Here is a 22,613-nt window from a genome sequence, read left to right as displayed (position 1 = left end):
GAGTACGACGCCCTCTACGCCGAGCAGCGCGCCGAGTTCGACCCGGCGAAGCGGGCGGAGCTGGTCAAGAAGATGCAGCAGCGGTTCTACGACCAGGTGCCCGCGGTCGTCCTCGGCTACGACAACGCGCTGGAGGCCTACCGCAGCGACAAGTTCGCCTCGTTCCCCGTGCAGCCCGACCCGGGCGGCGTGATCATGGCGCAGAACGGCGTGTGGGGGTACTACGGCGCGACGCCGACCGCGGCGGCCGCCCAGTCCACCGGCTCCAACACCGGTCTCGTCGTGGCCGTCGTCGGCGGCGTCCTGATCGTCCTGCTCGGCGGCGCGTGGCTGATCAGCCGCCGGCGCGGCGCCCGCGCGGAGGACCGCGAGTGATCCGGCACCTCGCCGGCAAGCTCGGCGGCGCGCTGGTCAGCCTCGCGTTCGTCGTGGTGCTCGGGTTCCTGCTGTTCCGCGTCATCCCCGGCGACCCGGTCGTCGCGATGACGCGGGGCAGGCCGGTGACCGGGGACCAGCTCGCCGAGCTGCGCGCCCGCCTCGGAGTGGACAAGCCGCTGCGGGAGCAGTTCGTCGACTACGTCGCCGCGGCCGTGCGCGGCGACTTCGGCACGTCCTACGTGTACAGCAGGCCGGTGCTGGAGCTGATCGGCGAACGGCTGTGGCCGACGGTGCTGCTGGTGGGCACGGCGACCGTGCTGGCCGTCGTGCTGGGCCTGTGGCTGGGCATCCGGGGCGCGTGGCGGCGCGGGTCGCGGTCGGACCGGATCTCCACCGGGCTGGCGCTGGCGCAGTGGGCGATGCCGACGTTCTGGCTGGGCATGCTGCTGTCGCTGGTGACCGGCGACCTGTTCCCCAGCGGCGGCATGCGCTACCCGGACACGCCGCCGGACTTCCTGTCGCAGGCGTTGGACGTGGCCCACCACATGGTGCTGCCGTGCCTGACGATGATCGCCGTCGTCTACGCGCAGTACCTGCTGGTGATGCGGTCCTCGCTGCTGGAGGAGATGCACGCGGACTACCTGACCACGGCACGGGCGAAGGGCCTGCGGGACGACCTGGTGCGGCGCAGGCACGCGGTGCCCAACGCGTTGCTGCCGACCGTGACGCTGGTGTTCCTGCACCTGGGGCTCGTGGTGTCGGGCGCGATCACGGTGGAGACGGTGTTCTCCTGGCCGGGCCTGGGTTTGCTCACCTACGAGGCGCTGACCGGCCCGGACCTGCCGCTGTTGCAGGGCACGTTCGTGGTGCTGGCGGGCGCGGTGATCACCATGAACGTGGTCGCGGACCTGCTGTACCGGGTCCTGGACCCCCGGGTGCGTGCGTCATGACGTCGATCGTGTGGCAGCGGCGGAGGGCCTCGGCGCGCGCGACGTGGCGCGAGTTCGCGTCCCAGCGCGGCGGCCTGGCCGGCTTGGTCGGGTTGGCCGTGATCACGCTGCTGGCGGTCCTCGCGCCGCTGGTGACCGACGCGTCCGGGCTGGACGTGACGCGGGTGACCGCGTCGCCGTGGGAGCCGCCGTCGGCCGAGCACTGGCTGGGCACCGACCACAACGGGCGCTCGGTGCTGCTGCTGACGTGGTGGGGCACCCGGATCTCGCTGGTCGTGGGGCTCGCGGCGACGGTGTTGTCGGTGCTGATCGGCACCGTCGTCGGGATCGCGTCGGCGCACTTCGGCGGGTGGCTGTCGGCGGTGCTGATGAGGTTCACCGACTTCTTCCTGGTGCTGCCGTCGCTGGTGCTGGCGATCGCGCTGTCGACCGTGCTGCCGCGCGGCCTGGGCACGATCGTGCTCGCGATCGGCGTGACGGCGTGGCCCGCGACGGCGCGGCTGGTGCGGGCGCAGACCTTGTCGGTGGAGGCGCGCCCGTTCATCGAGCGGGCCCGCGCGCTGGGCGGCGGGCACGGTCACGTCATCGGCCGGCACGTGCTGCCCGCCGTGCTGCCGCTGGTGTTCGTGAACACGACGCTGACGGTGGCCAGCGCGATCGTGTCCGAGTCGACGCTGTCGTTCCTGGGGCTCGGCGACCCGACGCGGGTGTCGTGGGGGTCGATGCTGCACGCGGCGAACATGCACGGCGCCGTGTCGCAGCGGGCGTGGTGGTTCCTGGTGCCGCCGGGACTGGGCGTGGTGTGCGTGGTGCTGGCGTTCACGCTGTGCGGGCGGGCGCTGGAGACGGTGCTCAACCCGCGGCTGAAGGGGGAGCGGTGAGCCTGCTGGAGCTGCGCGACCTGAGCGTGCACTACCGGGGTGCGCGCGGCGAGGTGACGGCCGTGCGGTCGGTCGACCTGTCGCTCGACGCGGGGCAGACGCTGGGGCTGGCCGGTGAGTCGGGCTGCGGCAAGTCGACCGTGGCCATGTCGGTGTTGCGGCTGCTGCCCCGCTCGGCCCGCGTCGAGGGCCAGGTGCTGCTCGACGGCGAGGACGTCCAGGCGATGTCGTGGGGCCGGCTGCGCGCGGTGCGGTGGGCGGCGGCGTCGGTCGTGTTCCAGGGCGCGATGCACGCGCTGAACCCCGTCCACCGGGTGGGCGACCAGATCGCCGAGCCGATGCTCCTGCACGGCAGGCGGTCGTCCGCGGCGCCGTCGGCCGTGGCGGAACTGCTGGACCAGGTCGAGCTGCCCGCGCGGGCGGCCCGCGCCTACCCGCACGAGCTGTCCGGCGGGCAGAAGCAGCGGGTGATGATCGCGATGGCGCTGGCGTGCGGGCCGAGGCTGGTCATCGCGGACGAGCCGACGACGGCGCTGGACGTCGTGGTGCAGGCGCAGGTGCTGGCGGTGCTGAAGCGCCTGGTCGCCGAGCGCGGCATCGGGTTGGTGATGATCAGCCACGACCTGTCGGTGCTGGCGTCGACGTGCGACCGGCTGGCCGTGATGCGGCACGGCCGGATCGTCGAGGAGGGCCCGGCGCGGCGGGTGATCGCGGAGCCGGCCCACCCGCACACGCAGGCGTTGGCGGCGGCGTTCCCGACCGTGGGCGACCCGGCGTTCCGGCACGTCACGCCGGACGACGCGCCCGCCGGCCCCGTGCTGCTGCGCGCCGAGGGCGTGCGCGTGGACTACGGCTCCACGACCGCCGTCGCCGGGGTCGACCTGGAGGTGCGGACGGGCGAGATCGTCGCCCTGGTCGGTCAGTCGGGCTCCGGCAAGACCACGCTGGCCCGCACCCTGCTCGGCCTGCAACGCCCCACCGCCGGCCGCGTGCTGTTCGAGGGCGCCGAACTGCCCCGCTCGTCGTCGGGCCTGCGCGCCTACCGCCGTCAGGTGCAGCTCGTGCTGCAGGACCCGACGAGCGCCCTGAACCCGCGCCACTCCGTGTACGAGGCGGTCGCGGAGGGACTGCGCATCCACCACGTCGCCGGTGACGAGGCCGCGCTCGTCGCCGAGGCCCTGTCGCACGCCGAACTCCGCCCGCCGGAGCTGTTCTTCCCCACCCTGCCGCACGAGCTGTCCGGCGGGCAGCGGCAACGCGTGGTGATCGCCGGGGCGCTCGCCCTGGGGCCGCGGCTGCTGGTCGCCGACGAGCCGGTGGCGTCGCTGGACGCGTCGGTGCGCGGCGAGATCCTGGCCCTGCTGCTGCGGCTGCGCCGGGAGCTGGGCCTGGCCGCGCTGGTCATCACCCACGACCTGGGTCTGGCGTGGACGATCGCGGACCGGGTAGCCGTGATGTACCAGGGCGAGCTGGTCGAGCAGGGCACGGTGGAGGAGGTCCTGCTGGTGCCCAAGCACGACTACACGCGCACCCTGCTCGCCGCCGTGCCCCACCACGAGGTGCCCGTCACGGACTGACCCGGGTGTCGGCGTCACGACCGAGCCGGTCGTGACGCCGAACGCGGGCTGCCGGGGGCGTTCCGCACGTCCCCGCGGACGGCCGGAGCCCCGACGTGACCGACCGGGGCCCGGTTCGTCAGAGGTACTTCTTCAGCTCCCGCTTGGCCAGCGACATGCGGTGGACCTCGTCGGGGCCGTCGGCCAGGCGCAGGGTGCGCGCGGCGGCCCACAGCTCGGCCAGCGGGAAGTCCTGGCTCACGCCGCCCGCGCCGTGCGCCTGGATCGCCTTGTCCAGCACCCACTCGGCCATGATCGGCGTGCCGATCTTGATGGCCTGGATCTCGGTGTGCGCGCCCTTGTTGCCGACGGTGTCCATCAGCCACGCGGTCTTGAGGACCAGCAGCCGGGCCTGCTCGATCCGCACCCGCGACTCGGCGATCCACTCCTGCACGACGCCCTGCCGCGCGATCGGCTGACCGAACGCGACCCGCGAGATGGCGCGGCGGCACATCAGCTCCAGCGCGCGTTCGGCGATGCCGATCAGGCGCATGCAGTGGTGGATGCGGCCGGGGCCGAGGCGGGCCTGGGCGATCGCGAAGCCCTCGCCCTCGCCCGCGATGAGGTTGTCGGCGGGCACCCGCACGTTGTCGAACACGATCTCGGCGTGACCGCCGTGGGACGCGTCGGTGTAGCCGAACACGTGCATGCCGCGCTTGACGTGCACGCCCGGCGTGTCGCGCGGCACCAGGATCATGGCCTGCTGGCGGTGCCGCTCGGCGTCCGGGTCGGTCTTGCCCATGACGATGAAGATCGCGCAGTTGGGGTTCATCGCGCCCGACGACCACCACTTGCGGCCGTTGACGACGTACTCGTCGCCGTCGCGGACGATGCTGGTGGCGATGTTGGTGGCGTCGGAGGACGCGACGTCCGGCTCGGTCATGCAGAACGCGGACCGGATCTCGCCGTCCAGCAGGGGCCGCAGCCACTGCTTCTTCTGCTGCTCGGTGCCAAACATCGCCAGCACCTCCATGTTCCCGGTGTCCGGCGCGGCGCAGTTGAGCGCTTCCGGCGCCAGGTGCGGGCTGCGGCCGGTGATCTCGGCCAGCGGCGCGTACTGCAGGTTCGTGAGGCCGGCGCCGTGGTCGGGGTCGGGGAGGAACAGGTTCCACAGGCCCTGCCGGCGGGCCTCGGCCTTCAGCTCCTCCAGGACCGGCGGGCGGGCCCACGGGTCCTCGGCGTCGTGGAGCTGCCGCTCGGCGACCGGTTCGGCAGGGTAGACGAACTCGTCCATGAACCGCAGCAGCTTGTCGCGCAGTTCCTCGGTCTTGGCGTCGTAGGCGAAGTCCATCAGTGCTCCCCTGAGGTCGCGGCGAGTCCCTGCCGGACCAGCGGCAGGGTGAGTTGGCCGATCTGGTCGAACCCCGCTCCCACGGTCTTGCCGCGGGTGAAGCGGAAGTGGATGCCTTCGAGGATCACGGCGAGCTTGAAGTAGGCGAACGCCGTGTACCAGGCCAGTCCGGTGACGTCGGCGCCGCTGCGCTCGGCGTAGCGGCGCACCATCTCGTCGGTGGACGCGAATCCGGGCAGCGTGGGCACGGTGCCGGTGATCGGGTCGTCCTGCGCGCCGATGCCGTTCCAGTAGACGCACAGCAGGCCGACGTCGGCGAGCGGGTCGCCCAGCGTGGCCATCTCCCAGTCGAGGACGGCGCTGATGTCGAGGGGGTCCTCGGTGACGAGGACGTTGTCCAGCCGGTAGTCGCCGTGCACGACCGTGGCGCGTCCGGAGTCGGGGACGGTGCCCGCGAGCCGGTCGCGCAGCTGGTCGATGCCGGGCAGGTCGCGGCTGCGGGAGGCGTCGAGCTGCTTGCCCCAGCGGGCGACCTGGCGGGCCAGGAAGCCGTCCGGTCGGCCGAAGTCGGCCAGGCCGACGGTCGCCGGGTCGACCGCGTGCAGGTCGGCGAGCACGTCGACGAGCCGGTCGGACAGCGCGCGCGCCTTGTCGGGGGTGAGCCACGGGCACTGGTCGCGGTGCCGCAGCGCCGCGCCGGGCACTTCTTCCATCAGGTAGAACGGCGCGCCGAGGACGTCGGTGTCCTCGCACAGCAGCTCGACGCGCGGCACGGGCACGGCGGTGTCGGCGAGGGCCTTGATCACCCGGTACTCGCGCGCCATGTCGTGGGCGGTGGCCAGGACGTGGCCGAGCGGCGGGCGGCGCAGCACCCAGCGGCGCTCGCCGTCGGTGACGCGGTAGGTGAGGTTGGACCGGCCGCCGGGGATGATCTCGCCGGTCAGCGGGCCGGTGCCGAGGTGGGCGGCGAGCCGGTCGAGGTCCAGGCCGGGCAGGTCGGTGACGCGCTGGTCGGTCATGCGCTCGCTCCCCTGAGCTGGTCGATCACGGCGCGCGTGGAGTCGGCGTCGGTGTGCCGGTGGGCGTGCAGGCCGACCTGCCGGGCGGCTTCGACGTTGACCGGCGCGTCGTCGAAGAACACGCACCGGTCGGCGGGCAGCCCGAGCTGGTCGAGGGTGTGGTGGAAGATGCGCGGGTCGGGCTTGCGCATCCCGATGCGGCCGCTGATCACGATCGTGTCGAACAGCTCGAGGAGCAGGTCCTCGGGGTAGCCCTCGCCCCAGCTGTTGGACAGCAGGGCGGTCGTGATGCCGTCGGCGCGCAGCTCGCGGACCAGGTCGACCATCTTCGGGTCGGGGTGGGCGCTGCCGAACATGCGCCGCAGCAGGCCCTTGGACGCGATCTCGCGGCCGTCGAGGGTGGTCAGCTCGGCGGCGAGCAGGGCTTCGAACTCGGCGGGCGTCAGCTCACCGGTCTCCAGGCGGAACACCGGGTTGTCGGGGGCCGCGTCACGTCCCATCCAGGTCCGCATGGTGGTGCCGTAGCGGTCCCGGTCGATGTTCTCGGATGTCAGCCAGTCCTCGATGAAGGCGGGCACGGAGACCGTGAGCACGCCACCCCAGTCCAGCACCACCGCGTCGATGCGCCGTTCGTCCACGTCGCGAGGGTACCGACCGGTCGGTATGTAGGCAACCTACGCGGGTGCAGCGACGTCGGAGGCGCGCTCAGGCGTCGGCTCGTCGGTTGGCGGCGAGGGCGCGCCCGATCACGCGGGCGCCGTCGTGGAAGCGGTCCGGGTCCGGGCCGGAGTAGTTGAGCCGAATGAACGTGCCGGACGGTTCGGCGGGGAACCACTCGGCGCCGGGGCCGATCAGGACGCCGCCGGCCTCGCAGTCGCGGGTGAGCCGGTCGAGGTCGGTGTCGTCCGGCAGGCGCGCCCACAGGTGCAGGCCGCCCGGCGGCACGTGGTCGAGGTGGGCCTGCGGCACGTGCTCCGCGAGGGCGTCGACGAGCAGGTCGCGGCGGGCGCGCAGCTCGTGGCGCAGGGTCCGCAGGTGGGTGCGCCAGCCGGGCTGGGTGACGACGTCCAGCGCCGCGGCCTGCAGCAGGCCGCTGACGTACATCGACTCGGCCCCGCGGTCGGCGAGGATGCGCTCGCGGGCCGGACCGCGGGCGATGACGGCGGCGACGCGGACGGCCGGTGACACGCTCTTGGTGAGCGAACGCAGGTAGAGGACGTGACCGGCGTCGTCGTGCGCGGCGACGGGCCGGGCGGTGGTGTCGATGCCGAAGTCGTGGGCCCAGTCGTCGTCCACGAGGAACGCGCCGTGCGCCCGGACGACGTCGAGGACCTGCGCGGCGCGCCCGCTGGGCCACTGGGCGCCGGTGGGGTTGGCGTAGTTGGGCTGCGCGTAGAACACGCGTGCGCCGGTCTCCTCGAAGGCGCGGGCGAGGTCGTCCGGGTCCGGTCCGGTCGGTCCGCTCGGGACCGGGACGAGGTGCACGCCGGCCTGGGCCGCGGCGAGGATGGCGCCCCAGTAGGTCGGCGATTCGACGAGCAGCGGCTGACCGAAGCCCACCAGGGCGCGGAAGATCGAGCTGAGGCCGCTCTGGCTGCCGGGGAGGACCACGACGTCGCGCGGTGTGGGCGGCGTGACGCCGACCGGGGTGGCCTCGGCGAGTTCGTTGGCGAACCAGGCGCGCAGTTCCGGCAGCCCGGCGACGTCCGGCCGGGACAGCGCGGTGTCGCCGCGGGCGGCGCGGGTGAGCGCGGCGCGGACCAGCCGTTCCGCGAGGAGCGTGCGGTCGGGGTAGCCGGCGTGCAGCCCGATGGCGTCGGGCGAGGCGCTGCGCATGGCCGTCGACCCGGCCGGGAGGCGGGCGTGCGGGGAGCGCAGGGCGCCGGTCTGCCACCCGTAGTCGGGCGGGCGGGTGGAGCGCGTGGCGCGGACGAACGTGCCCACGCCGGGTCGGCTCTCGATGAGCCCGAGCGCGTTGAGCGCGCGCATCGCCTTCTGGACCGTGACCGGGCTCGCCCCGTACTCGGCCGTCAGCGCCCGCGTGGACGGGACGCGCGTGCCGGGTGGCGCCTGGTCGATCCACGCGCGCAGACCGGCCACGATGCGCCCGGTGCTATCGTTGGCCATGTCGGAACACAGTAGCGCTACTCTGAATCCGGCGGCAACGCTATCGCCGTCGCGGGTCGGGTTGTGGTGGGGGTTGCTGGGCGTGGCGGCGTTCTCCTTCACGGTGCCGTTCACCCGCGTCGCCGTCGGCGGCCTCTCCCCGCTGTTCATCGGCGCGGGCCGCGCGGTGATCGCGTCGCTGCTCGCCGCCGCCGCGCTCGCCCTGACCCGGCAGCGGCTGCCCCGGGGTGTCCAGTGGGCGAGGCTGGCCGTCGTCGCGGGCGGGGTGGTGGCCGGGTTCCCGCTGCTGACGTCGTACGCGCTGACGACCGTGCCGGCCAGTCACGGCGCCGTGGTGATCGGGCTGGTCCCGGCGGCGACGGCGGTCATGGCCGTGGTCCGCGGCCGGGAACGCCCGCCCACGTCGTTCTGGGTGACGGCCGCGGTCGGCGCCGTCGCCGCCCTGGTGTTCGCGTCGTTGCAGGGTGGCGGGTTCGGGCGGCTGCACTGGTCGGACTTGTTGCTGTTCGGCGCCGTCCTGGCCGCCGCGATCGGTTATGCGGAGGGCGGGCTGCTGTCCCGTGAGCTGGGGTCGTGGCAGACGGTGTCCTGGGCGCTCGTGCTGTCGTCGCCGCTGATGATCGGCCTGACGGCCGTGTCGGCGTTCCGGGAGGCGCCCTCGGCGTCGCCGGTCGAGTGGGCGGCGTTCGCCTACCTCGCGGTGGTGAGCATGTTCCTCGGGTTCTTCGCCTGGTACCGCGGTCTGGCGATCGGACCGATGGCGCGGGTGAGCCAGGTGCAGCTGGTGCAGCCCGTGCTGACGATCCTGTGGGCGGCGCTGGTGCTGCGGGAGGAGCTGGCCTGGCCGACCGTGCTCGGCGGGATCGCCGTGATCCTCTGCGCCGGCATCGCCGTGCGCATCCGACTCGACCGCACGGCGTCGGGGCCGGCTGCGCGATGACGTGGCGTCAGGCCGGTTCGGGTCCTGCCCCCGGCCCCGCTCCTGGCCTTCGTTCCGGTTCGGCTTCAGGTTTCGGTGCGGCTTCAGGTTCCGGTTCCGGCAGGGCGTTGCGCAGCCGGATGCCGCTGAAGCCCAACGTCGTGGCCACCACCCGTCGCCAGAAGGGCCACAGGTTCGCCACCACCCTCAGCTCGATCCCGGCTCGCTCGTGCAGTTCGAGGAGGTCGCCGACCGCCACCGGCTCGCCGAGCGGTTCGACGGGTTCGGTCGCCACGTGCGCGTTGGGCGGCTCGCCGAACGGCCGGAACGACCGGGCGTCGAACCGGTACGCGTACAGCCGCACCGCCTGCACCCGGCGCAACCAGCCGTACTCGATGACGTGCACCCGCTCGGCGCCCAGCCACGCCCGGTCCTCGGCGCTCGTGGTGGGCTCGACCCACGTCATCGCGCGCGGGCACTGGCGCGGGAACCAGTAGTCGGGCGCCCGCCCGTGGTCCACCGCCCACACGTACGCCTCGGGCTGCCGCGCGGTCGCCGCCACGTGCGGTTCGAAACGGCTGATCGTCGGGTCTTCGGAGAAGTGGAGCACTTCCCCCGGCGCCGGTCGCATGACCGCCGATCCTCTCGAAGATCGGCCCGCGCGGGCCACCCGGTTTCCGCCAGGGCCGCACCCCGCCATCACGACCGGTCCCGACCCTGACAGTCTCAGCCGGTGCTCGGTCTCGACCGCCAGGACGAAGCGCCCGTCGACCGGCACGGCTGCTCGTGGTCGCTAGGCGGTGGTTGCTAGGCGGTGTTGACGACGTGTGCGGTGTTCTCGCGGACCTGCCCCGTGGTGCGCTGCCGGCGAGGACGACGGAGGGCTTGTCGTCGGTTGTCGTTCGTCGGTTGTCGTTCGTCGGTTGTCGTTCGTCGGTTGTCGTTCGTCGGGCGACGTGCACCGGGCCTACCAGCCGTAGACCCGGCGCACATCCGGTATCCGACGGCGCGAGGCGTCAGGCGTTGATTTCCTTCGGGGTGCCGTCGGTCTGGCCAATGGCGATCTTGCGCGGCTTCGCCTTCTCGGCGATCGGGATGCGCAGCGTCAGCACGCCGGAGTCGTAGTCGGCCTTGATCCGGTCGACGTCGAGCGAGTCGCCGAGGAACAGCTGGCGGGAGAACACGCCGAGCGGCCGCTCGGAGAGCTGCATCTCGACCTCGTCGGAGGTCCGGTTCGGGCGCCGCTCGGCCTTGACGGTGAGCACGTTGCGCTCCACGTCCAGGTCGATCGCGTCCGGCGTGACACCGGGCAGGTCGAACTCGACCACGAACTCGTCCCCGGCGCGGTAGGCGTCCATCGGCATGGGCGTGGGCCGCGACCAGGTGCCGGGTCCGCTGAAGAACTGCTGCGCCAACCGGTCCAGCTCGCGGAACGGGTCCGTGCGCATCAACATCGGGAACACCTCCTGTTGGTCGGGTCAATGCGCTGCGACACCATTTCTACCACGTCGTCACAAGGTTGACAAGACCTTTCGTCATCGGTAGGTTGACGTCATGGCGATCGGAGATTACGAGACCGTCCGCGAGGCGGCCACCGGAGACGACCTCAGTGCCGGGCAGGTGCTGTCCGCGCTGGTCCTCCTGCGGCGGCTGCGCGAGGAGCTGGCCGGGTGGGAACCGCAGCTGATCGCCGCGGCGCGCGAGTTGGGCACCAGCTGGGCCGAGCTCGCGCCCGCGCTCGGGGTGGCCAGTCGGCAGGCCGCCGAGCGCCGGTACCTGAGGTTGCGGCCGTCGGAGCTGGGCTCGACGGCCGAGGGGCGGGTGCGGGCGGAGCGGGACAGGCGCGCCGCCGACCGCGCGGTGTCGCAGTGGGCGCGTGACAACGCCGCGTCCCTGCGCAGCCTGGCCGGGCAGGTCGGCCGGGTGGACGTGGTGGTGCGGCAGGCGTTGGCGGAGGACGACGCCGTGGCGCTGCTGGAGCCGTTGAAGGCGGCGCTGGCCAGGATTCGCGCGACCGACCCGGGGTTGGCCGAGGAGATCCAGGCGGTCAACGACCGGACGGAGGAGGTGCGGCGCGACACCCACACGACGCGCAGCAACGGCAACCCGCCGCTCGGCAGGCCGCTTGACCAGCCACTCGACCCGGCGGCGCCGGACGACAGGCAAGCCCCTGGGCGGTAACCCGCCTCCGCGAGCGACGGCCGAACCGGCGTGGAGGCGCGACCGGTCCTGCGGCAGGACGTCAACGCGACGGGCCGGGGCGCCAAGGCGGCAGCCCTCGGTCGGCATGCGAGGCACGGCGTCGTGACGACATGAACGCGGCCTGCGCACGGCGGCGGTGCACAGCGGTGACCGCTACGGCGGTGGTCGCGTCAACACCGTGGCGGGTCAGGCCGCAGGTCGGTGACGTCAGGCAGGGTCGGCGCGCCGGGGCCAGTGGCGTGGGGGCATGACCGGTCAGCCGGTCGTGGTCACCGCGCCGGTGGTGCCGTCGATCGTGGTCGGCACGCCGAGGGGCACGGTGAGCTGGGCGGCGCAGTGGCCGAAGGCGACGTCGGCGACGATCGGCACACCGAGTCCGCCGAGGCGGTCGGCGAGCACGGTGGACGCGTCGCCGCAGCCGACCCACGAGCCGAGGACGATCCCGGCGACCCGGTCGAACCAGCCGGACCGCAGGAGGTCGGTGAGCATCCGGTCGAGCCGGTAGGGCTCCTCGTTGACGTCTTCCAGCAGGACGATCGCGCCGTCCGGCGGCGGGACGCGGGCGTCGAGCAGGCTGACGTTCCCGCCCACCGCGACGCCGCGGGCCACTCCGGGGACCAGGCCGACGCCGGCGTAGGACGTGACGCCGGTGAACAGGGCGTCGCGGAGGTGGTCGCGGGCGGCGGCGTCCTCCACGAACGCCCTGGTGCCGATCATGGGCCCGAACCAGGTGGGGATGCCGAGGTGCCAGAAGCGGTCGTGCAGGACCGTCGTGTCGCTGGAGCCGACGAACACCTTCCGGTGGGCGGCGACGGCGGTCCAGTCGACCAGGTCGACCATGCGCAGGCTGCCGTACCCGCCGCGCGCGCAGAGGACCCCGTCCGTGTCCGGGTCCAGCCAGGCCTGCTCGAAGGACCGGGCGCGGTCGGCGTCGGCGCCGGCGAGGTAGGGCAGCGTCGGGTGGGTGTCGAGGGCGTTCGGGGCGACCCGCACGTCCAAGCCCCACTTGCGCAGCCACGCCACGCCGGCGTCGAGGAGCTCGGCGGGGCACGGACCGGCCGGGCTGACCACGGTGACCCGGTCGCCCGGCCTCAGCAGCGGCGGACGCGCCGCGGGGTCCGCGCCCTGCCCGGACGGGCGGGTCCGGGCAGGGCCGGGCGCGGACCCGGCTGTCACCGGCGCAGTTCCAGGACCGGGACGCCGTCGGGGGTGAAGCCGAAGACCTGGCCGTAGAACGACAGCTCGGCCTCCAGCGCGGCGACGATGGTCTCCGCCTTGCGGAACCCGTGCTGCTCGCCCTCGAACGTCAGGTAGGCGTGCGGGATGCCGCTGCCGTCCAGCGCGGTGGCGAAGCGGGCGGCCTGCTCGGGCGGGCAGATCTCGTCCTCGAGGCCCTGCAGCAGCAGCACCGGACCGGCGAGCCGGTCGACCCGGTTCGACGGCGACCGCTCGGCGTAGCGGTCGGCGGCCTCCGGCCAGGGACCGACCAGGCCTTCCACGTACCGGGACTCGAAGTCGTGGGTCTCGCCGCCCTCGCCGGTCCACCCGGCCAGGTCCAGGATCGGGTACGCGACCATCCCGCACCGGTAGGTCTTCACCGACGTCAGCGACGCCGCCGACGTCCACCCGCCGGCGCTGCCGCCGCGGATCCCGAGCCGGGCGCCGTCGGCGGAACCCTCGTCGGCGAGGGCCTGGGCGACGGCGGCGCAGTCGTTGACGTCGACCACGCCCCACTGCTCGCGCAGCCGTTCCCGGAACGCCCGCCCGTAGCCGGTGGAGCCGCCGTAGTTGACCGCGACCACGCCGATGCCGCGGCTGGTGAAGTACGCCAGGTCGAGGTTCACGACCGCGGCGACGCGGCTGGTGGGCCCGCCGTGGACGTGCACGACGTACGGCGGCTTCTCGTCGGCGGGCCCGGCGAAGTCCGGGTTGCGCGGCGGGTAGACGTAGGCGGGGACGTCGCCGTCGGGTCCGCGGAACACCCGCTCCTCGGGCACCGGCAGGTAGTCCACCGGCAGCGGGGACTCCGCGGACGTGTGCTCGGTCAGCACCCCGGTGGACAGGTCCAGCGACACCACGGCGGACTCGGTGAGCGGACCGGCCGCGCCGCTGACCACGACACCGTCCTGCACGGCGAGGTGCGCGCGCCACACGGGCAGGTCCACGTCGACGTCGGTGACGGTGCCGCTGCGCTCGTCGAGCACGGCGAGCGCGCCGGACCGCAGCACGGCGTACCGGCCGGGGCCGATCGCGGCGAACCACCGGTTGCCCAGCTGCCACATGGGGCCGCCGAGCTCGTCGGCGCACGGCGCGAGGTTCTTCGACGTGCCGTCCAGCCCGATGCGGTACAGGTTCCACCAGCCGTCGGGGTCGGTGAGGGCGAGCAGCGAGTCACCCTCCCACTCGACCTGGCACACGGCCTCGGACTCGCCGCCGGCGAGGACGCGGTGCTCGGACGACCCGACCTCGGCGACGCACAGCTCGGTGCCGTCCCACGGCATGCGCGGGTGGTCCCAGCCGATCCACGCGTAGTGGCGGCCGTCGGGCGAGAGCCGCGGCCCGGTCATGAAGTGGTGGCTGGCCGCCAGCACGCGCACCGGCGAGCCGTCCAGCGGCAGGGCGACGAGTTCGCGGCGGACGTCGGTGCGGGCGTCGCCGGTCACGGTCTCGCGCACGCACCACACCTCGGCGTGGCCGGGCCCGGCGGTGAGGTCGGCGTAGCGGTAGCCGTGGCGCCGTTCCGGCTCGGGGCTCAGCGGCACGGGGCGCGGGTCGTCGGGGTCGAACACGTAGACGCGTTGGTCGTCCCAGTTCGTGAACGCCACGCGCGTCCCCGAAGGCGTGTCCAACACCACCCAGGGCCGCCCGCCGTACTCGTGGACGCGGTTGCGCACGTTCCACGGGGGCGGCAGCAGGTCCTCGCCGTCGCGCACCAGCGCGACCCGGCCGCCCTCGGCGGGGCGTCCCTCGGCCCACCACGGGCGACCGTTGTGCAGGTCGACCCAGTGCAGGCCCCCGCCGGCCGCGGCGGCGTCTGCCGCGCCGATGGGCGATGTCCACGTTCCGTACGGTGCGATCTTCACCACGCGGCGACCCTATCGGTGCGTCCGGGGCCCGGGCAGCGCCGATCGACGGAGATGACGTTAACCCGGGGCAGGGCTGCCGATCTTGCTCGCGTGGCCTAGGGTCGTCGTTGTCATGGCACGCGTCATCCACGTATTCCGCCAGCCCGACCGGTTCGTCGCCGGCACAGTCGGGCAGCCTGGCGAGCGCACGTTCTACCTCCAGGCCTCCGAGGAGGCCCGGCTGGTCAGCGTGGCGCTGGAGAAGCAACAGGTCGCCGTACTCGCCGAGCGCATCGGCTCGCTGCTGGAGGAGGTGCACCGGCGGTTCGGCGCGGAGGTCCCCGACGTGGTCCCCGACGACCTCCGGGACACCGAACCGCTCGCGGTGCCGGTCGAGGAGGAGTTCAAGGTCGGCACGATGGGGCTGGGCTGGGACGCCGAGTCCCGCGCGGTCGTCATCGAACTGCTCGCGATCACCGAGGAGGAGGTCGACGAGGCGGTCGTCCTCGACGACACCGAGGAGGGCCCGGACGCGGTCCGGGTGTTCCTGAGCCCGGTGGAGGCGCGGGCGTTCGCCGAGCGCGCCGACCGGGTGGTGCGCGCGGGCCGCAAGCCGTGTCCGCTGTGCGCGGAGCCGCTGGACCCGGACGGGCACGTCTGCCCGCGGCAGAACGGCTACCGACGCTCGGAAGAGGGCTGAGCGGGACGTGGGGCCGGGCGACGACGGGGTACTCGACTTACTGGAGCGCGGTCGCATCGAGGTCGAGGGTCGACTCGTGGACGCGTCGAACGCGACGCTGTTCTGCGGCATCAGCCTGGACGGTGTGAGCGCGCAGTGCGTCTACAAGCCGGTGCGCGGCGAGCGGCCGTTGTGGGACTTCCCCGACGGCACGCTGGCGGGCCGCGAGGTGGCGACGTACCTGGTGTCGGAGGCGGCGGGGCTGCACCTGGTGCCGCCGACGGTGCTGCGGGCGGGGCCGTTCGGCCCCGGCATGGTGCAGCTGTGGGTGGAGACCCGCGAGGACGACGACCTGGTGGACATCGTGCCGGTGGACCAGGTGCGGCCGGGGTGGCGTTCGGTGCTGCGGGCGCACGACCGGTACGGGGAGCCGGCGGTGCTGGTGCACGCCGACCACCCGCGGGTGCGGCTGATGGCGGTGTTCGACGTGGTGGTGAACAACGCCGACCGCAAGGGCGGGCACGTGCTGCACTCGGTGGACGGCGGCGTGTACGGGGTGGACCACGGGATCTGCCTGCACGCGGACGGCAAGCTGCGCACGGTGCTGTGGGGATGGTTGGGCGAGGAGCTGCCGGAGGAGGCCGTGGCGGCGCTGGGGCGGCTGCGGTCGTGCCTGGACGGCGGCGCGGGCGACCTGGGCGAGCGGCTGCACGAGCACCTGACGCGCGCGGAGGTGCGGGCGCTGACCGAGCGGGTGGAGAAGCTGCTGGCGGCGGGCGTGTACCCGGAGCCGTCGAACGACTGGCCGGCGATCCCGTGGCCGGCGTTCTGACCGGCTGAATCGCCCGGGTGGGGGATCTTCTGACAGCCGGGGTGCGTGCGGTGTACTAGCGGCGTGGACGTCGAACTGCGCGAGGTGACAGCGGCCGACGTGCTGGTGTTCTTCGAGCACCAGCGCGATCCGGAGGCCGTGCGGATGGCCGCGTTCACCTCGGCGGACCCGGACGACCGGGCGGCGTTCCTGGTGCGGTGGGCGCGCATCCTGGCCGACGAGTCGACGGTGACGCGCACGGTGGTGTTCGACGGCCAGGTGGTGGGGCACATCGGCAGGTTCACCCAGTTCGGTGAACCCGAGGTGACCTACTGGATCGACCGCGAGCACTGGGGGAAGGGATTGGCGACGGCGGCGTTGCGGTTGTTCCTGGACGACGACCCGGTGCGGCCGCTGTTCGCGCGGACCGCGGTGGACAACGTGGGGTCGCTGCGGGTGCTGGCCAAGTGCGGGTTCGTCGCGGTCGGCGAGGACGTGGGGTACGCGGAGGGGCGGGGCGAGGACGTGGAGGAGTTCATCCTCCGGTTGGACGAGCGGTGACGGCGACGCTGGAGCACCGCATGGTGCGGCGGTTCGGCGAGGGGGTGCGCGGGTGGCTGGACGCGCTGCCGTCGCTGGTGGAGGGCTTGGCCCGGGACTGGGGCCTGGAGGTGGTGCGGCCGTTCTCCGGCGGCACGTCGCACACGCTGCTGTGCGAGCGCGCCGGTGAGCCGGTCGTGCTGAAGGTGACGCCGGAGCCGGCGATCGCGGCGCAGGAGGACGCGGCGCTGCGGGCGTGGGAGCCGTCGCCGCGGATGGTGCGGGTGCTGGAGGCCGATCCGGCGCGCGGCGCGCTACTGCTGGAGGGCTTGGTGCCGGGCACGCCCGCGTCCGACGGTCCGGAGCTGATCGACGTGCTGCGCGCGCTGCACATCCCGCCGCCGGACGGTTTCCCGCCGTTGGCGGAGCGGGTCGACTTCATCTTCGGCGCGCTGCGCGCCCGTCACCCGGGCGACCACGACGCGGCGCACGAGAAGGCGGCGCGGCTGGCCCGTGACCGGGTGCCGGCGACGTTGCTGCACGGCGACCTGCACCTGCGGAACGTGCTGGACGCGGGCCCGCGGGGGCTGGTGGCGATCGACCCGCGGCCGTGCGTGGGCGACCCGGCGTCGGACGCGGTCGACTTCGCCTACGCCTCGCCGGACCTGCGGGAGGGCATCGAGCGGATGTCCGCGGTGGTGGACGGCGACCGGTTGGCGGCGTGGTGCGAGGTGTTCGCCGCGTTCTTCCCCGACCACCCGGCCAACCGCCCGCCCGGCGACCAGTCCGGCGACCTGTCCGGCGCGGACCGCACGGCGTAGCCGCGCCCGGCCGGGGTCGGGGCGGTAACGTCGCCGGCCGTGCGATCACACGACTACGGCCGCGACGTGCTGTCGGGCCGCAAGCGCAAGACGGTGCCCGAGGTGGTGGCCGAGGTCGGCCTGGTGGTGGAGGACCCGGCGTCGGGGTTCTGCGGCGCGGTGGTGCGGTTCGAGCACGGGCAGGTGGTGCTGGAGGACCGGCACGGCCGGCACCGGCTGTTCCCGCTGCGCCCGGCGGGGTTCCTGGTGGACGGTCAGCCGGCGACGCTGGTGCGCCCGGCCCCGGCCGCCGCGAAGCCCGCGCGCACCGCGTCCGGGTCGGTGCGGGTGGAGGGCCTGCGGGCCCGCACGGCCCGCGACAGCCGGATCTGGGTGGAGGGCCTGCACGACGCGGAGCTCGTGGAACGGGTCTGGGGGCACGACCTGCGCGTCGAGGGCGTCGTGGTGGAGCCGCTGGACGGCGTGGACGTGCTCGCCGACCGGATCGCCGAGTTCGGCACCGGGCCGGGACGGCGGCTGGGCGTGCTGGTGGACCACCTGGTGCCGGGCAGCAAGGAGTCGCGCCTGGTGGAGGGCGTGCGCGACCCGCACGTGCTGGTGACGGGCCACCCGTACGTCGACGTGTGGCAGGCGGTGAAGCCGGCGTCGGTGGGCATCGAGGCGTGGCCGGTGGTGCCGCGCGGCGTGCCGTGGAAGGAGGGGGTGTGCGCGGCGCTGGGCTGGGGTGAGCCGTACGAGGGGTGGCGGCGGGTGCTGGCCGGCGTGTCGGGGTTCCGGGACCTGGAGACGCCCCTGATCGGCGCGGTCGAGCGGTTGATCGACTTCGTGACGGACCCCGCGTCGGGCTGAAACCCCCCGCCCCGGCGCGCCGGGTGGGAGGATGGGGGTGTGGCCGCGCTGATCTGGTTGGTCCTCGGTGTCGTCCTGGTGGCGGCCGAGATCCTCTCGGGCGACTTCGTGCTGGTCATGCTCGGTCTGGCCGCGTTCGGCGCGGCGGGCGCGTCGGTGCTGGGCGCGGACGTGGTGGTCAGCGCGATCGTGTTCGGGATCGTGTCGCTGGGGCTGGTGGTGGGCGCGCGGCCCGCGATCAGGCGCCGGATGGCGCTGGGCCAGGGCCACAAGTCCGGCGTGGAGGCCCTGGTGGGCAGCACGGCCGTCGTCGTGTCCACTGTGGACGGACATGGCGGTAGGGTGCGGATCGGTGGCGAGGTGTGGTCGGCGCGGTCGTTGGACCGCGAGGTCATCGAGCCCGGCGCCGAAGTCACTGTTGTCGAGATCTCGGGCGCGACCGCAGTGGTGCTGTCCGGGGCCTGAGTGGAGGCTGGAGAGTTGACCACCACGCTGATCGTCATCGCGGTCCTGGTGCTGTTCGTGCTCATCGTCATGGTGAAGTCGGTGCTGGTGATCCCGCAGGCCACGGCCGCGGTGATCGAGCGGCTGGGCCGCTACCGCACGACCGCCGCGCCGGGGTTGAACATCCTGGTGCCGTTCTTCGACCGGGTCCGGGCCCGCATCGACCTGCGCGAGCAGGTGGTGTCGTTCCCGCCGCAGCCGGTGATCACCCAGGACAACCTCACGGTGTCGATCGACACCGTCGTGTACTTCCAGGTGACGGACCCGCGCGCGGCGGTGTACGAGATCTCGAACTACATCGTGGGTGTCGAGCAGTTGGCGACCACGACGCTGCGCAACCTGGTGGGCGGGATGAGCCTGGAGGAGACGCTGACCTCCCGCGACCAGATCAACAACCAGCTGCGCGGGGTGCTGGACGAGGCCACCGGGCGGTGGGGCATCCGGGTGGCGCGGGTCGAGCTGAAGGCGATCGACCCGCCGCCGTCGATCCAGGACTCGATGGAGAAGCAGATGCGCGCGGACCGGGAGAAGCGCGCGATGATCCTCAACGCGGAGGGCCAGCGGGAGGCGGCGATCAAGTCCGCGGAGGGTCAGAAGCAGGCGCAGATCCTGTCGGCGGAGGGCGCGAAGCAGGCGGCGATCCTGACCGCGGAGGCCGAGCGCCAGTCGGCGATCCTGCGGGCGCAGGGCGAGCGGGCGGCGCGGTACCTGCAGGCGCAGGGTCAGGCGAAGGCGATCGAGAAGGTGTTCGCGGCGATCAAGGCGGGCAAGCCGACGCCGGAGGTGCTGGCCTACCAGTACCTGCAGACGTTGCCGCAGATGGCGCAGGGCGACGCGAACAAGGTGTGGCTGGTGCCGTCGGACTACGGCAAGGCGTTGGAGGGCTTCGCGAAGATGCTGGGCGCGCCGGGCGAGGACGGCGTGTTCCGCTACGAGCCGCCCGCCTACGAGCAGCCGACGACGTCCGCGCCGGAGGAGGACGACCCGGCGGTGGCCGAGTGGTTCGACACGGCGCCGGACCCGGCGGTGGCGGAGGCGGTGCGCGCGGCGGAGGCCGTGGCGCGCAAGGAGGTGCCCAGCCCGCTGGGCCAGAGCCCGTTGTCGCCGGGTGCGTCGGCGCCGGATTCGTTGGGTCAGGGGCCGGTCGCGCGCGAGGTGGGTGCCGGGGAGGCGGAGCCGCCGCGCTCGTTGCACGAGTGACGCGGTGCGAGTGATCTTGGACGCAGTGCGGGGGGCGTCGGCGTGGTCGCCGGCGCCCTTCGGCGTGTTCGGGGTGGTCGGGGCGGCTGCGGGTGGCCCGGTGGGTCTCGTGGTGGCGGGCCGGTGTGCGGTTGGATGTCGCGGTGGAAGCCTTACCCGGTCGTGTGGCGGCAGCGCTGGCCCGTGTCGACGTCCCGTGGACGGCGCGGTGGGACGAGTTGGCGGCGGTGGTGGCCGACCTGTCCGGGCTGGTGCGGGGCGGTCCGGGCGCGCGGGACGTGGCGCGGGAGCTGGCCGAGGTGCTGGTGGCGGCGGCGCAGGGCGGTGAGCACCGGGCGGAGTTGGCCGGGTTGGTGGACCGGGTGCTGGACCTGCACGCGGTGGCGTGCCTGGCGGAGCCGCCGGACGGGCGTGAGCTTGCGGCGTGGCTGCTGTGGTTGCAGACGGGGTTCGCCGAGCCGCCGGAGGTGCGGTTGGCGCCGTACGCGGCGGTGTTGGGCGAGGACGGGCTGGCGTCCTACCGGGCGGAGGCGGTGGCGCGGTTCGAGCGGCTGCCGGTGATCGGGTTCGGCGAGACCGGCCGGTACGACCGGCAGCGGTGGGCGTTGCTGCGGGTGATGGAGGAGCTGGCCGAGCACACCGGTGACGTGGACCTGCAGGTGGCGGTGCTGGCGAAGGACCTGTCGTCGGGCTGGCAGTACCTGCGGGTGGCGACGGCGCTGCGGGACGCGGGCCGGTCGGCGGACGTGGTGGAGTGGGTGCGGCGGGGGCTGGTGGCGACGGGCGGCCGCGGCGCGGCGACCCGGTTGGTGGACCTGGGCGTGGACGAGTGCCTGCGGTCGGGGTGGGGGCGGGAGGCGGTGGAGCTGCGGCGGGACGCGTTCCTGGCCCACCCGACGGTGGAGGCGTACACGCGGTTGCGGGCCGTGGCGTCGGGTGACTGGCCCGCCGTGCGCGACGAGGTGCTGGCACGGGCGGGTGACGGCGCGGCGGAGGTGCTGCGGCAGGTCCCCGAGTAGCCCGACCGCGATCCCAACCCGCAGGACCCACCCCGCACGGCCGGGGGCGTCGGTCCGGTGGAGCGTTCGAGGGCGGCGGTTGGTCAGCTGTAGGCGGGTGGGCGGCGGTCGGCCCAGGGGCGGGCGCGTTCGAGTTGGCCCGCGGCGGCCAGGACGGTGTGGTGGTCGTCGCGGCGGCCGACGAGCTGCACGGCCAGGGGCAGGCCGGTGCGGGTGTGGCCGGAGGGGACGGCGGCGGCGGGGTTGCCGGTGATGTTCCACAGGGGCAGGAACGTGGTCATGCGGGCGGCGGCGAGCAGGGCGGCGACGGTGGGGCGTCGGTTCCACTCGCCGACGCGCAGGGGCGGGCGGGTGAGCACGGGGGTGAGCAGGAGGTCGTGCTCGTCGAAGATCCGGTCGGCGCGTCGGGTGAGCTTGGCGGTGTGGGCGAGCGCGGTGCGCACGGCGCTCGCGGGCAGGGACCGGCCGAGGGTGGCGACGGCGCGGGTGCGGGCGTCGAGCCGGTCGGGTCGGTCGAGCTGCTGCTCGGTGGTGGCGGCGCTGTGCAGGTAGCGGGCGGCGAACCCGGCGGGTCCGCTGATGTCGTGCAGCTCGGGGTCGAGGCGGGTGACGTCGTGGCCGAGGTCGGTGAGCAGGGCGGCGGTGTCGAGGACGGCGTCGCGGACCTCGGGGTCGACGGGGATGCCGGGCCCCCAGGTGCGCAGCGACACGGCGACGCGCAGGGCGCGGGTGTCGGTGACGGCGGCGGTGTGGTCGGTGTCGGGTGCGAGGACGTCGAGGAGCAGGGCGGCGTCGGCGACGTGCCGGGTGATGGGTCCGGCGGCGACCAGGCCGTGCCAGACATCGCGGTCGGGGGCGAGCGGCACGTGGTCGCGTTGGGGTTTGAGGCCGAACAGGCCGGTGCAGGCGGAGGGGATGCGGACGGAGCCCGCGCCGTCGGTGCCGATGGCGGCGCCGACGAGGCCCGCGGCGACGGCGGCGGCCGACCCGCCGCTGGACCCGCCGGGCGAGTGGTCGGGTGACCAGGGGTTGCGGGTGGCGCCGGCCCAGGACGATTCGGTGTGGGGCCAGAGGCCGAGTTCGGGCATGCGGGTGCGGCCGACGATGACGGCTCCGGCGTCGCGCAGGCGGCGGACGATCTCGGAGTCGGCGGGCGCGGGGGTGTCGACGGCGGCGGTGCCCTTGGTGGTGGGCAGGCCGGCGATGGCGAGGTCTTCCTTGACGGCGACGGGCACGCCGAGCAGGGGCGCGTCCTCGCCGCGGGCGCGGCGGGCGTCGGCGTGGTCGGCGTCGGCGAGGGCGCGTTCGGTGAACACGAGCCGGAACGCGTTGAGGCTCCGGTCGTGCCGGTCGATGCGGCGCAGGCACTCGGCGACGAGGTCGCGCGAGGTGAGCGCGCCGGACCGCAGCAGGTCGGCCTGTCGGGCGGCGCCCGCGAAGCACGCGTCGGTCAGGTCCATGGGTTCGGACTCTAGGGCAGGACGGGGCCGGTGATCAGGTGGCGCGCGAGGACGTGTCGGCCGCGGGGGTCGGGCCGGGGTCAGGCGTGGGCGGCCGGTCCGGGGACGGCACGGCGTTCGCGGCGCGCGCGGACGACCCGGTGGACGATGACGGCGAGCCGCAGCAGCGGCCACGGGAACGGCAGGGGCGAGGCGATCCAGGCGACGGCGAGCACCAGCAGGAGGACCTGCGGCACGGGTGTCCGCCGGCGTGCCGGAGTGGCGGGCGGCGGTGGCGGGTAA

General features: G+C 74.0%; 24 protein-coding genes. 14 read left to right on the top strand and 10 right to left on the bottom strand.

Going from position 1 to position 22,613, the window contains the following annotated elements:
• Positions 1-72 precede the first annotated feature (72 nt).
• From ACFQ3T_RS00560 to nikE, 4 genes are read left to right on the top strand one after another with little or no spacing between them, the layout of a single operon-like run.
• Positions 73-375 (top strand): hypothetical protein, encoded by a 303-nt coding sequence (locus ACFQ3T_RS00560; protein WP_380718496.1) that lies wholly within the window; start codon positions 73-75, stop codon positions 373-375.
• Positions 372-1,328, top strand: a complete 957-nt coding sequence (locus ACFQ3T_RS00555; RefSeq protein ID WP_380718494.1) for an ABC transporter permease — start codon at positions 372-374, stop codon at positions 1,326-1,328. The genes ACFQ3T_RS00560 and ACFQ3T_RS00555 overlap by 4 nt, the downstream gene beginning before the upstream one ends.
• On the top strand, positions 1,325-2,209 hold the full coding sequence (locus tag ACFQ3T_RS00550) for an ABC transporter permease (RefSeq protein ID WP_380718492.1): 885 nt from the start codon (positions 1,325-1,327) through the stop codon (positions 2,207-2,209). The genes ACFQ3T_RS00555 and ACFQ3T_RS00550 overlap by 4 nt, the downstream gene beginning before the upstream one ends.
• Positions 2,206-3,786, top strand: a complete 1,581-nt coding sequence (gene nikE, locus ACFQ3T_RS00545) for a nickel ABC transporter ATP-binding protein NikE (RefSeq protein ID WP_380718490.1) — start codon at positions 2,206-2,208, stop codon at positions 3,784-3,786. The genes ACFQ3T_RS00550 and nikE overlap by 4 nt, the downstream gene beginning before the upstream one ends.
• Before the next feature lie 118 nt (positions 3,787-3,904).
• Here nikE and ACFQ3T_RS00540 read toward each other — a convergent pair whose 3' ends face one another.
• The 4 genes from ACFQ3T_RS00540 to ACFQ3T_RS00525 form a co-directional block, all read right to left on the bottom strand.
• On the bottom strand, positions 3,905-5,116 hold the full coding sequence (locus tag ACFQ3T_RS00540) for an acyl-CoA dehydrogenase family protein (protein ID WP_380718487.1): 1,212 nt from the start codon (positions 5,114-5,116) through the stop codon (positions 3,905-3,907).
• Positions 5,116-6,135: a phosphotransferase family protein gene (locus tag ACFQ3T_RS00535; protein WP_380718485.1), complete on the bottom strand. Its 1,020-nt coding sequence runs from the start codon at positions 6,133-6,135 to the stop codon at positions 5,116-5,118. Before ACFQ3T_RS00535 ends, ACFQ3T_RS00540 begins: the two co-directional genes overlap by 1 nt.
• Positions 6,132-6,773, bottom strand: coding sequence for an HAD family hydrolase (locus ACFQ3T_RS00530; RefSeq protein WP_380718483.1), 642 nt, complete (start codon positions 6,771-6,773; stop codon positions 6,132-6,134). The genes ACFQ3T_RS00535 and ACFQ3T_RS00530 overlap by 4 nt, the downstream gene beginning before the upstream one ends.
• Before the next feature lie 67 nt (positions 6,774-6,840).
• The gene (locus ACFQ3T_RS00525) at positions 6,841-8,262 is read right to left on the bottom strand and encodes an aminotransferase-like domain-containing protein (protein WP_380718480.1); all 1,422 of its coding nucleotides are present in this window, start codon (positions 8,260-8,262) and stop codon (positions 6,841-6,843) included.
• Here ACFQ3T_RS00525 and ACFQ3T_RS00520 point away from each other — a divergent pair.
• Positions 8,237-9,202 carry a DMT family transporter gene (locus ACFQ3T_RS00520; protein ID WP_380718478.1) on the top strand — a complete coding sequence of 322 codons (966 nt, stop codon included), beginning with the start codon at positions 8,237-8,239 and terminating at the stop codon, positions 9,200-9,202. The two genes, ACFQ3T_RS00525 and ACFQ3T_RS00520, sit on opposite strands and share 26 nt — an antisense overlap.
• Positions 9,203-9,209: 7 nt before the next feature.
• Here ACFQ3T_RS00520 and ACFQ3T_RS00515 read toward each other — a convergent pair whose 3' ends face one another.
• Both ACFQ3T_RS00515 and ACFQ3T_RS00510 read right to left on the bottom strand, forming a co-directional pair.
• Positions 9,210-9,812 carry a DUF6886 family protein gene (locus ACFQ3T_RS00515; protein ID WP_380718476.1) on the bottom strand — a complete coding sequence of 201 codons (603 nt, stop codon included), beginning with the start codon at positions 9,810-9,812 and terminating at the stop codon, positions 9,210-9,212.
• Between the two features lie 385 nt (positions 9,813-10,197).
• On the bottom strand, positions 10,198-10,635 hold the full coding sequence (locus ACFQ3T_RS00510; RefSeq protein WP_380718474.1) for an Hsp20/alpha crystallin family protein: 438 nt from the start codon (positions 10,633-10,635) through the stop codon (positions 10,198-10,200).
• Positions 10,636-10,735: 100 nt separating this feature from the next.
• Between ACFQ3T_RS00510 and ACFQ3T_RS00505 the strand changes: the two genes are divergently transcribed.
• The gene (locus ACFQ3T_RS00505) at positions 10,736-11,362 is read left to right on the top strand and encodes an HSP18 transcriptional regulator (RefSeq protein ID WP_380718472.1); all 627 of its coding nucleotides are present in this window, start codon (positions 10,736-10,738) and stop codon (positions 11,360-11,362) included.
• 276 nt (positions 11,363-11,638) lie between these two features.
• On the opposite strand, the gene ACFQ3T_RS00500 is transcribed toward ACFQ3T_RS00505, so the two are convergent.
• Both ACFQ3T_RS00500 and ACFQ3T_RS00495 read right to left on the bottom strand, forming a co-directional pair.
• Positions 11,639-12,559, bottom strand: coding sequence for a S66 peptidase family protein (locus tag ACFQ3T_RS00500; protein WP_380718470.1), 921 nt, complete (start codon positions 12,557-12,559; stop codon positions 11,639-11,641).
• Entirely contained in the window at positions 12,556-14,469 is a 1,914-nt protein-coding gene (locus tag ACFQ3T_RS00495; protein ID WP_380718468.1) for a prolyl oligopeptidase family serine peptidase, read from the bottom strand. Before ACFQ3T_RS00495 ends, ACFQ3T_RS00500 begins: the two co-directional genes overlap by 4 nt.
• 112 nt (positions 14,470-14,581) lie before the next feature.
• Between ACFQ3T_RS00495 and ACFQ3T_RS00490 the strand changes: the two genes are divergently transcribed.
• The 8 genes from ACFQ3T_RS00490 to ACFQ3T_RS00455 all read left to right on the top strand — a co-directional run bounded on the left by ACFQ3T_RS00490 (position 14,582) and on the right by ACFQ3T_RS00455 (position 20,871).
• On the top strand, positions 14,582-15,148 hold the full coding sequence (locus tag ACFQ3T_RS00490; protein ID WP_380718466.1) for a DUF3090 domain-containing protein: 567 nt from the start codon (positions 14,582-14,584) through the stop codon (positions 15,146-15,148).
• Between the two features lie 7 nt (positions 15,149-15,155).
• Entirely contained in the window at positions 15,156-15,959 is an 804-nt protein-coding gene (locus tag ACFQ3T_RS00485; protein WP_380718464.1) for an SCO1664 family protein, read from the top strand.
• A 63-nt stretch (positions 15,960-16,022) separates the two neighbouring features.
• The gene (locus ACFQ3T_RS00480; RefSeq protein WP_380718462.1) at positions 16,023-16,499 is read left to right on the top strand and encodes a GNAT family N-acetyltransferase; all 477 of its coding nucleotides are present in this window, start codon (positions 16,023-16,025) and stop codon (positions 16,497-16,499) included.
• Positions 16,496-17,299, top strand: coding sequence for an aminoglycoside phosphotransferase family protein (locus tag ACFQ3T_RS00475; protein WP_380718460.1), 804 nt, complete (start codon positions 16,496-16,498; stop codon positions 17,297-17,299). The genes ACFQ3T_RS00480 and ACFQ3T_RS00475 overlap by 4 nt, the downstream gene beginning before the upstream one ends.
• Before the next feature lie 39 nt (positions 17,300-17,338).
• The gene (locus tag ACFQ3T_RS00470; RefSeq protein WP_380718458.1) at positions 17,339-18,148 is read left to right on the top strand and encodes a DUF3097 domain-containing protein; all 810 of its coding nucleotides are present in this window, start codon (positions 17,339-17,341) and stop codon (positions 18,146-18,148) included.
• A 39-nt stretch (positions 18,149-18,187) separates the two neighbouring features.
• On the top strand, positions 18,188-18,613 hold the full coding sequence (locus tag ACFQ3T_RS00465; protein ID WP_380718456.1) for an NfeD family protein: 426 nt from the start codon (positions 18,188-18,190) through the stop codon (positions 18,611-18,613).
• 69 nt (positions 18,614-18,682) lie between these two features.
• Positions 18,683-19,852, top strand: coding sequence for an SPFH domain-containing protein (locus tag ACFQ3T_RS00460; protein WP_380718663.1), 1,170 nt, complete (start codon positions 18,683-18,685; stop codon positions 19,850-19,852).
• Positions 19,853-19,995: 143 nt separating this feature from the next.
• Positions 19,996-20,871, top strand: coding sequence for a hypothetical protein (locus ACFQ3T_RS00455; protein ID WP_380718454.1), 876 nt, complete (start codon positions 19,996-19,998; stop codon positions 20,869-20,871).
• Positions 20,872-20,954: 83 nt separating this feature from the next.
• Here ACFQ3T_RS00455 and ACFQ3T_RS00450 read toward each other — a convergent pair whose 3' ends face one another.
• Together ACFQ3T_RS00450 and ACFQ3T_RS00445 are read right to left on the bottom strand one after the other, a co-directional pair.
• Positions 20,955-22,331: an amidase gene (locus ACFQ3T_RS00450; RefSeq protein WP_380718452.1), complete on the bottom strand. Its 1,377-nt coding sequence runs from the start codon at positions 22,329-22,331 to the stop codon at positions 20,955-20,957.
• Between the two features lie 80 nt (positions 22,332-22,411).
• Positions 22,412-22,613, bottom strand: a 202-nt coding sequence (locus ACFQ3T_RS00445) for a hypothetical protein (RefSeq protein WP_380718450.1), incomplete at its 5' end; no start/stop codon positions are given.

The sequence above is a fragment of the Saccharothrix hoggarensis genome (assembly GCF_042678885.1).
In the GTDB taxonomy this organism is placed as follows: Bacteria; Actinomycetota; Actinomycetes; order Mycobacteriales; family Pseudonocardiaceae; genus Actinosynnema; species Actinosynnema hoggarensis.
Note: the sequence above shows the minus strand (reverse complement) of the source record. Positions and strands in the feature narration are given on the sequence as shown.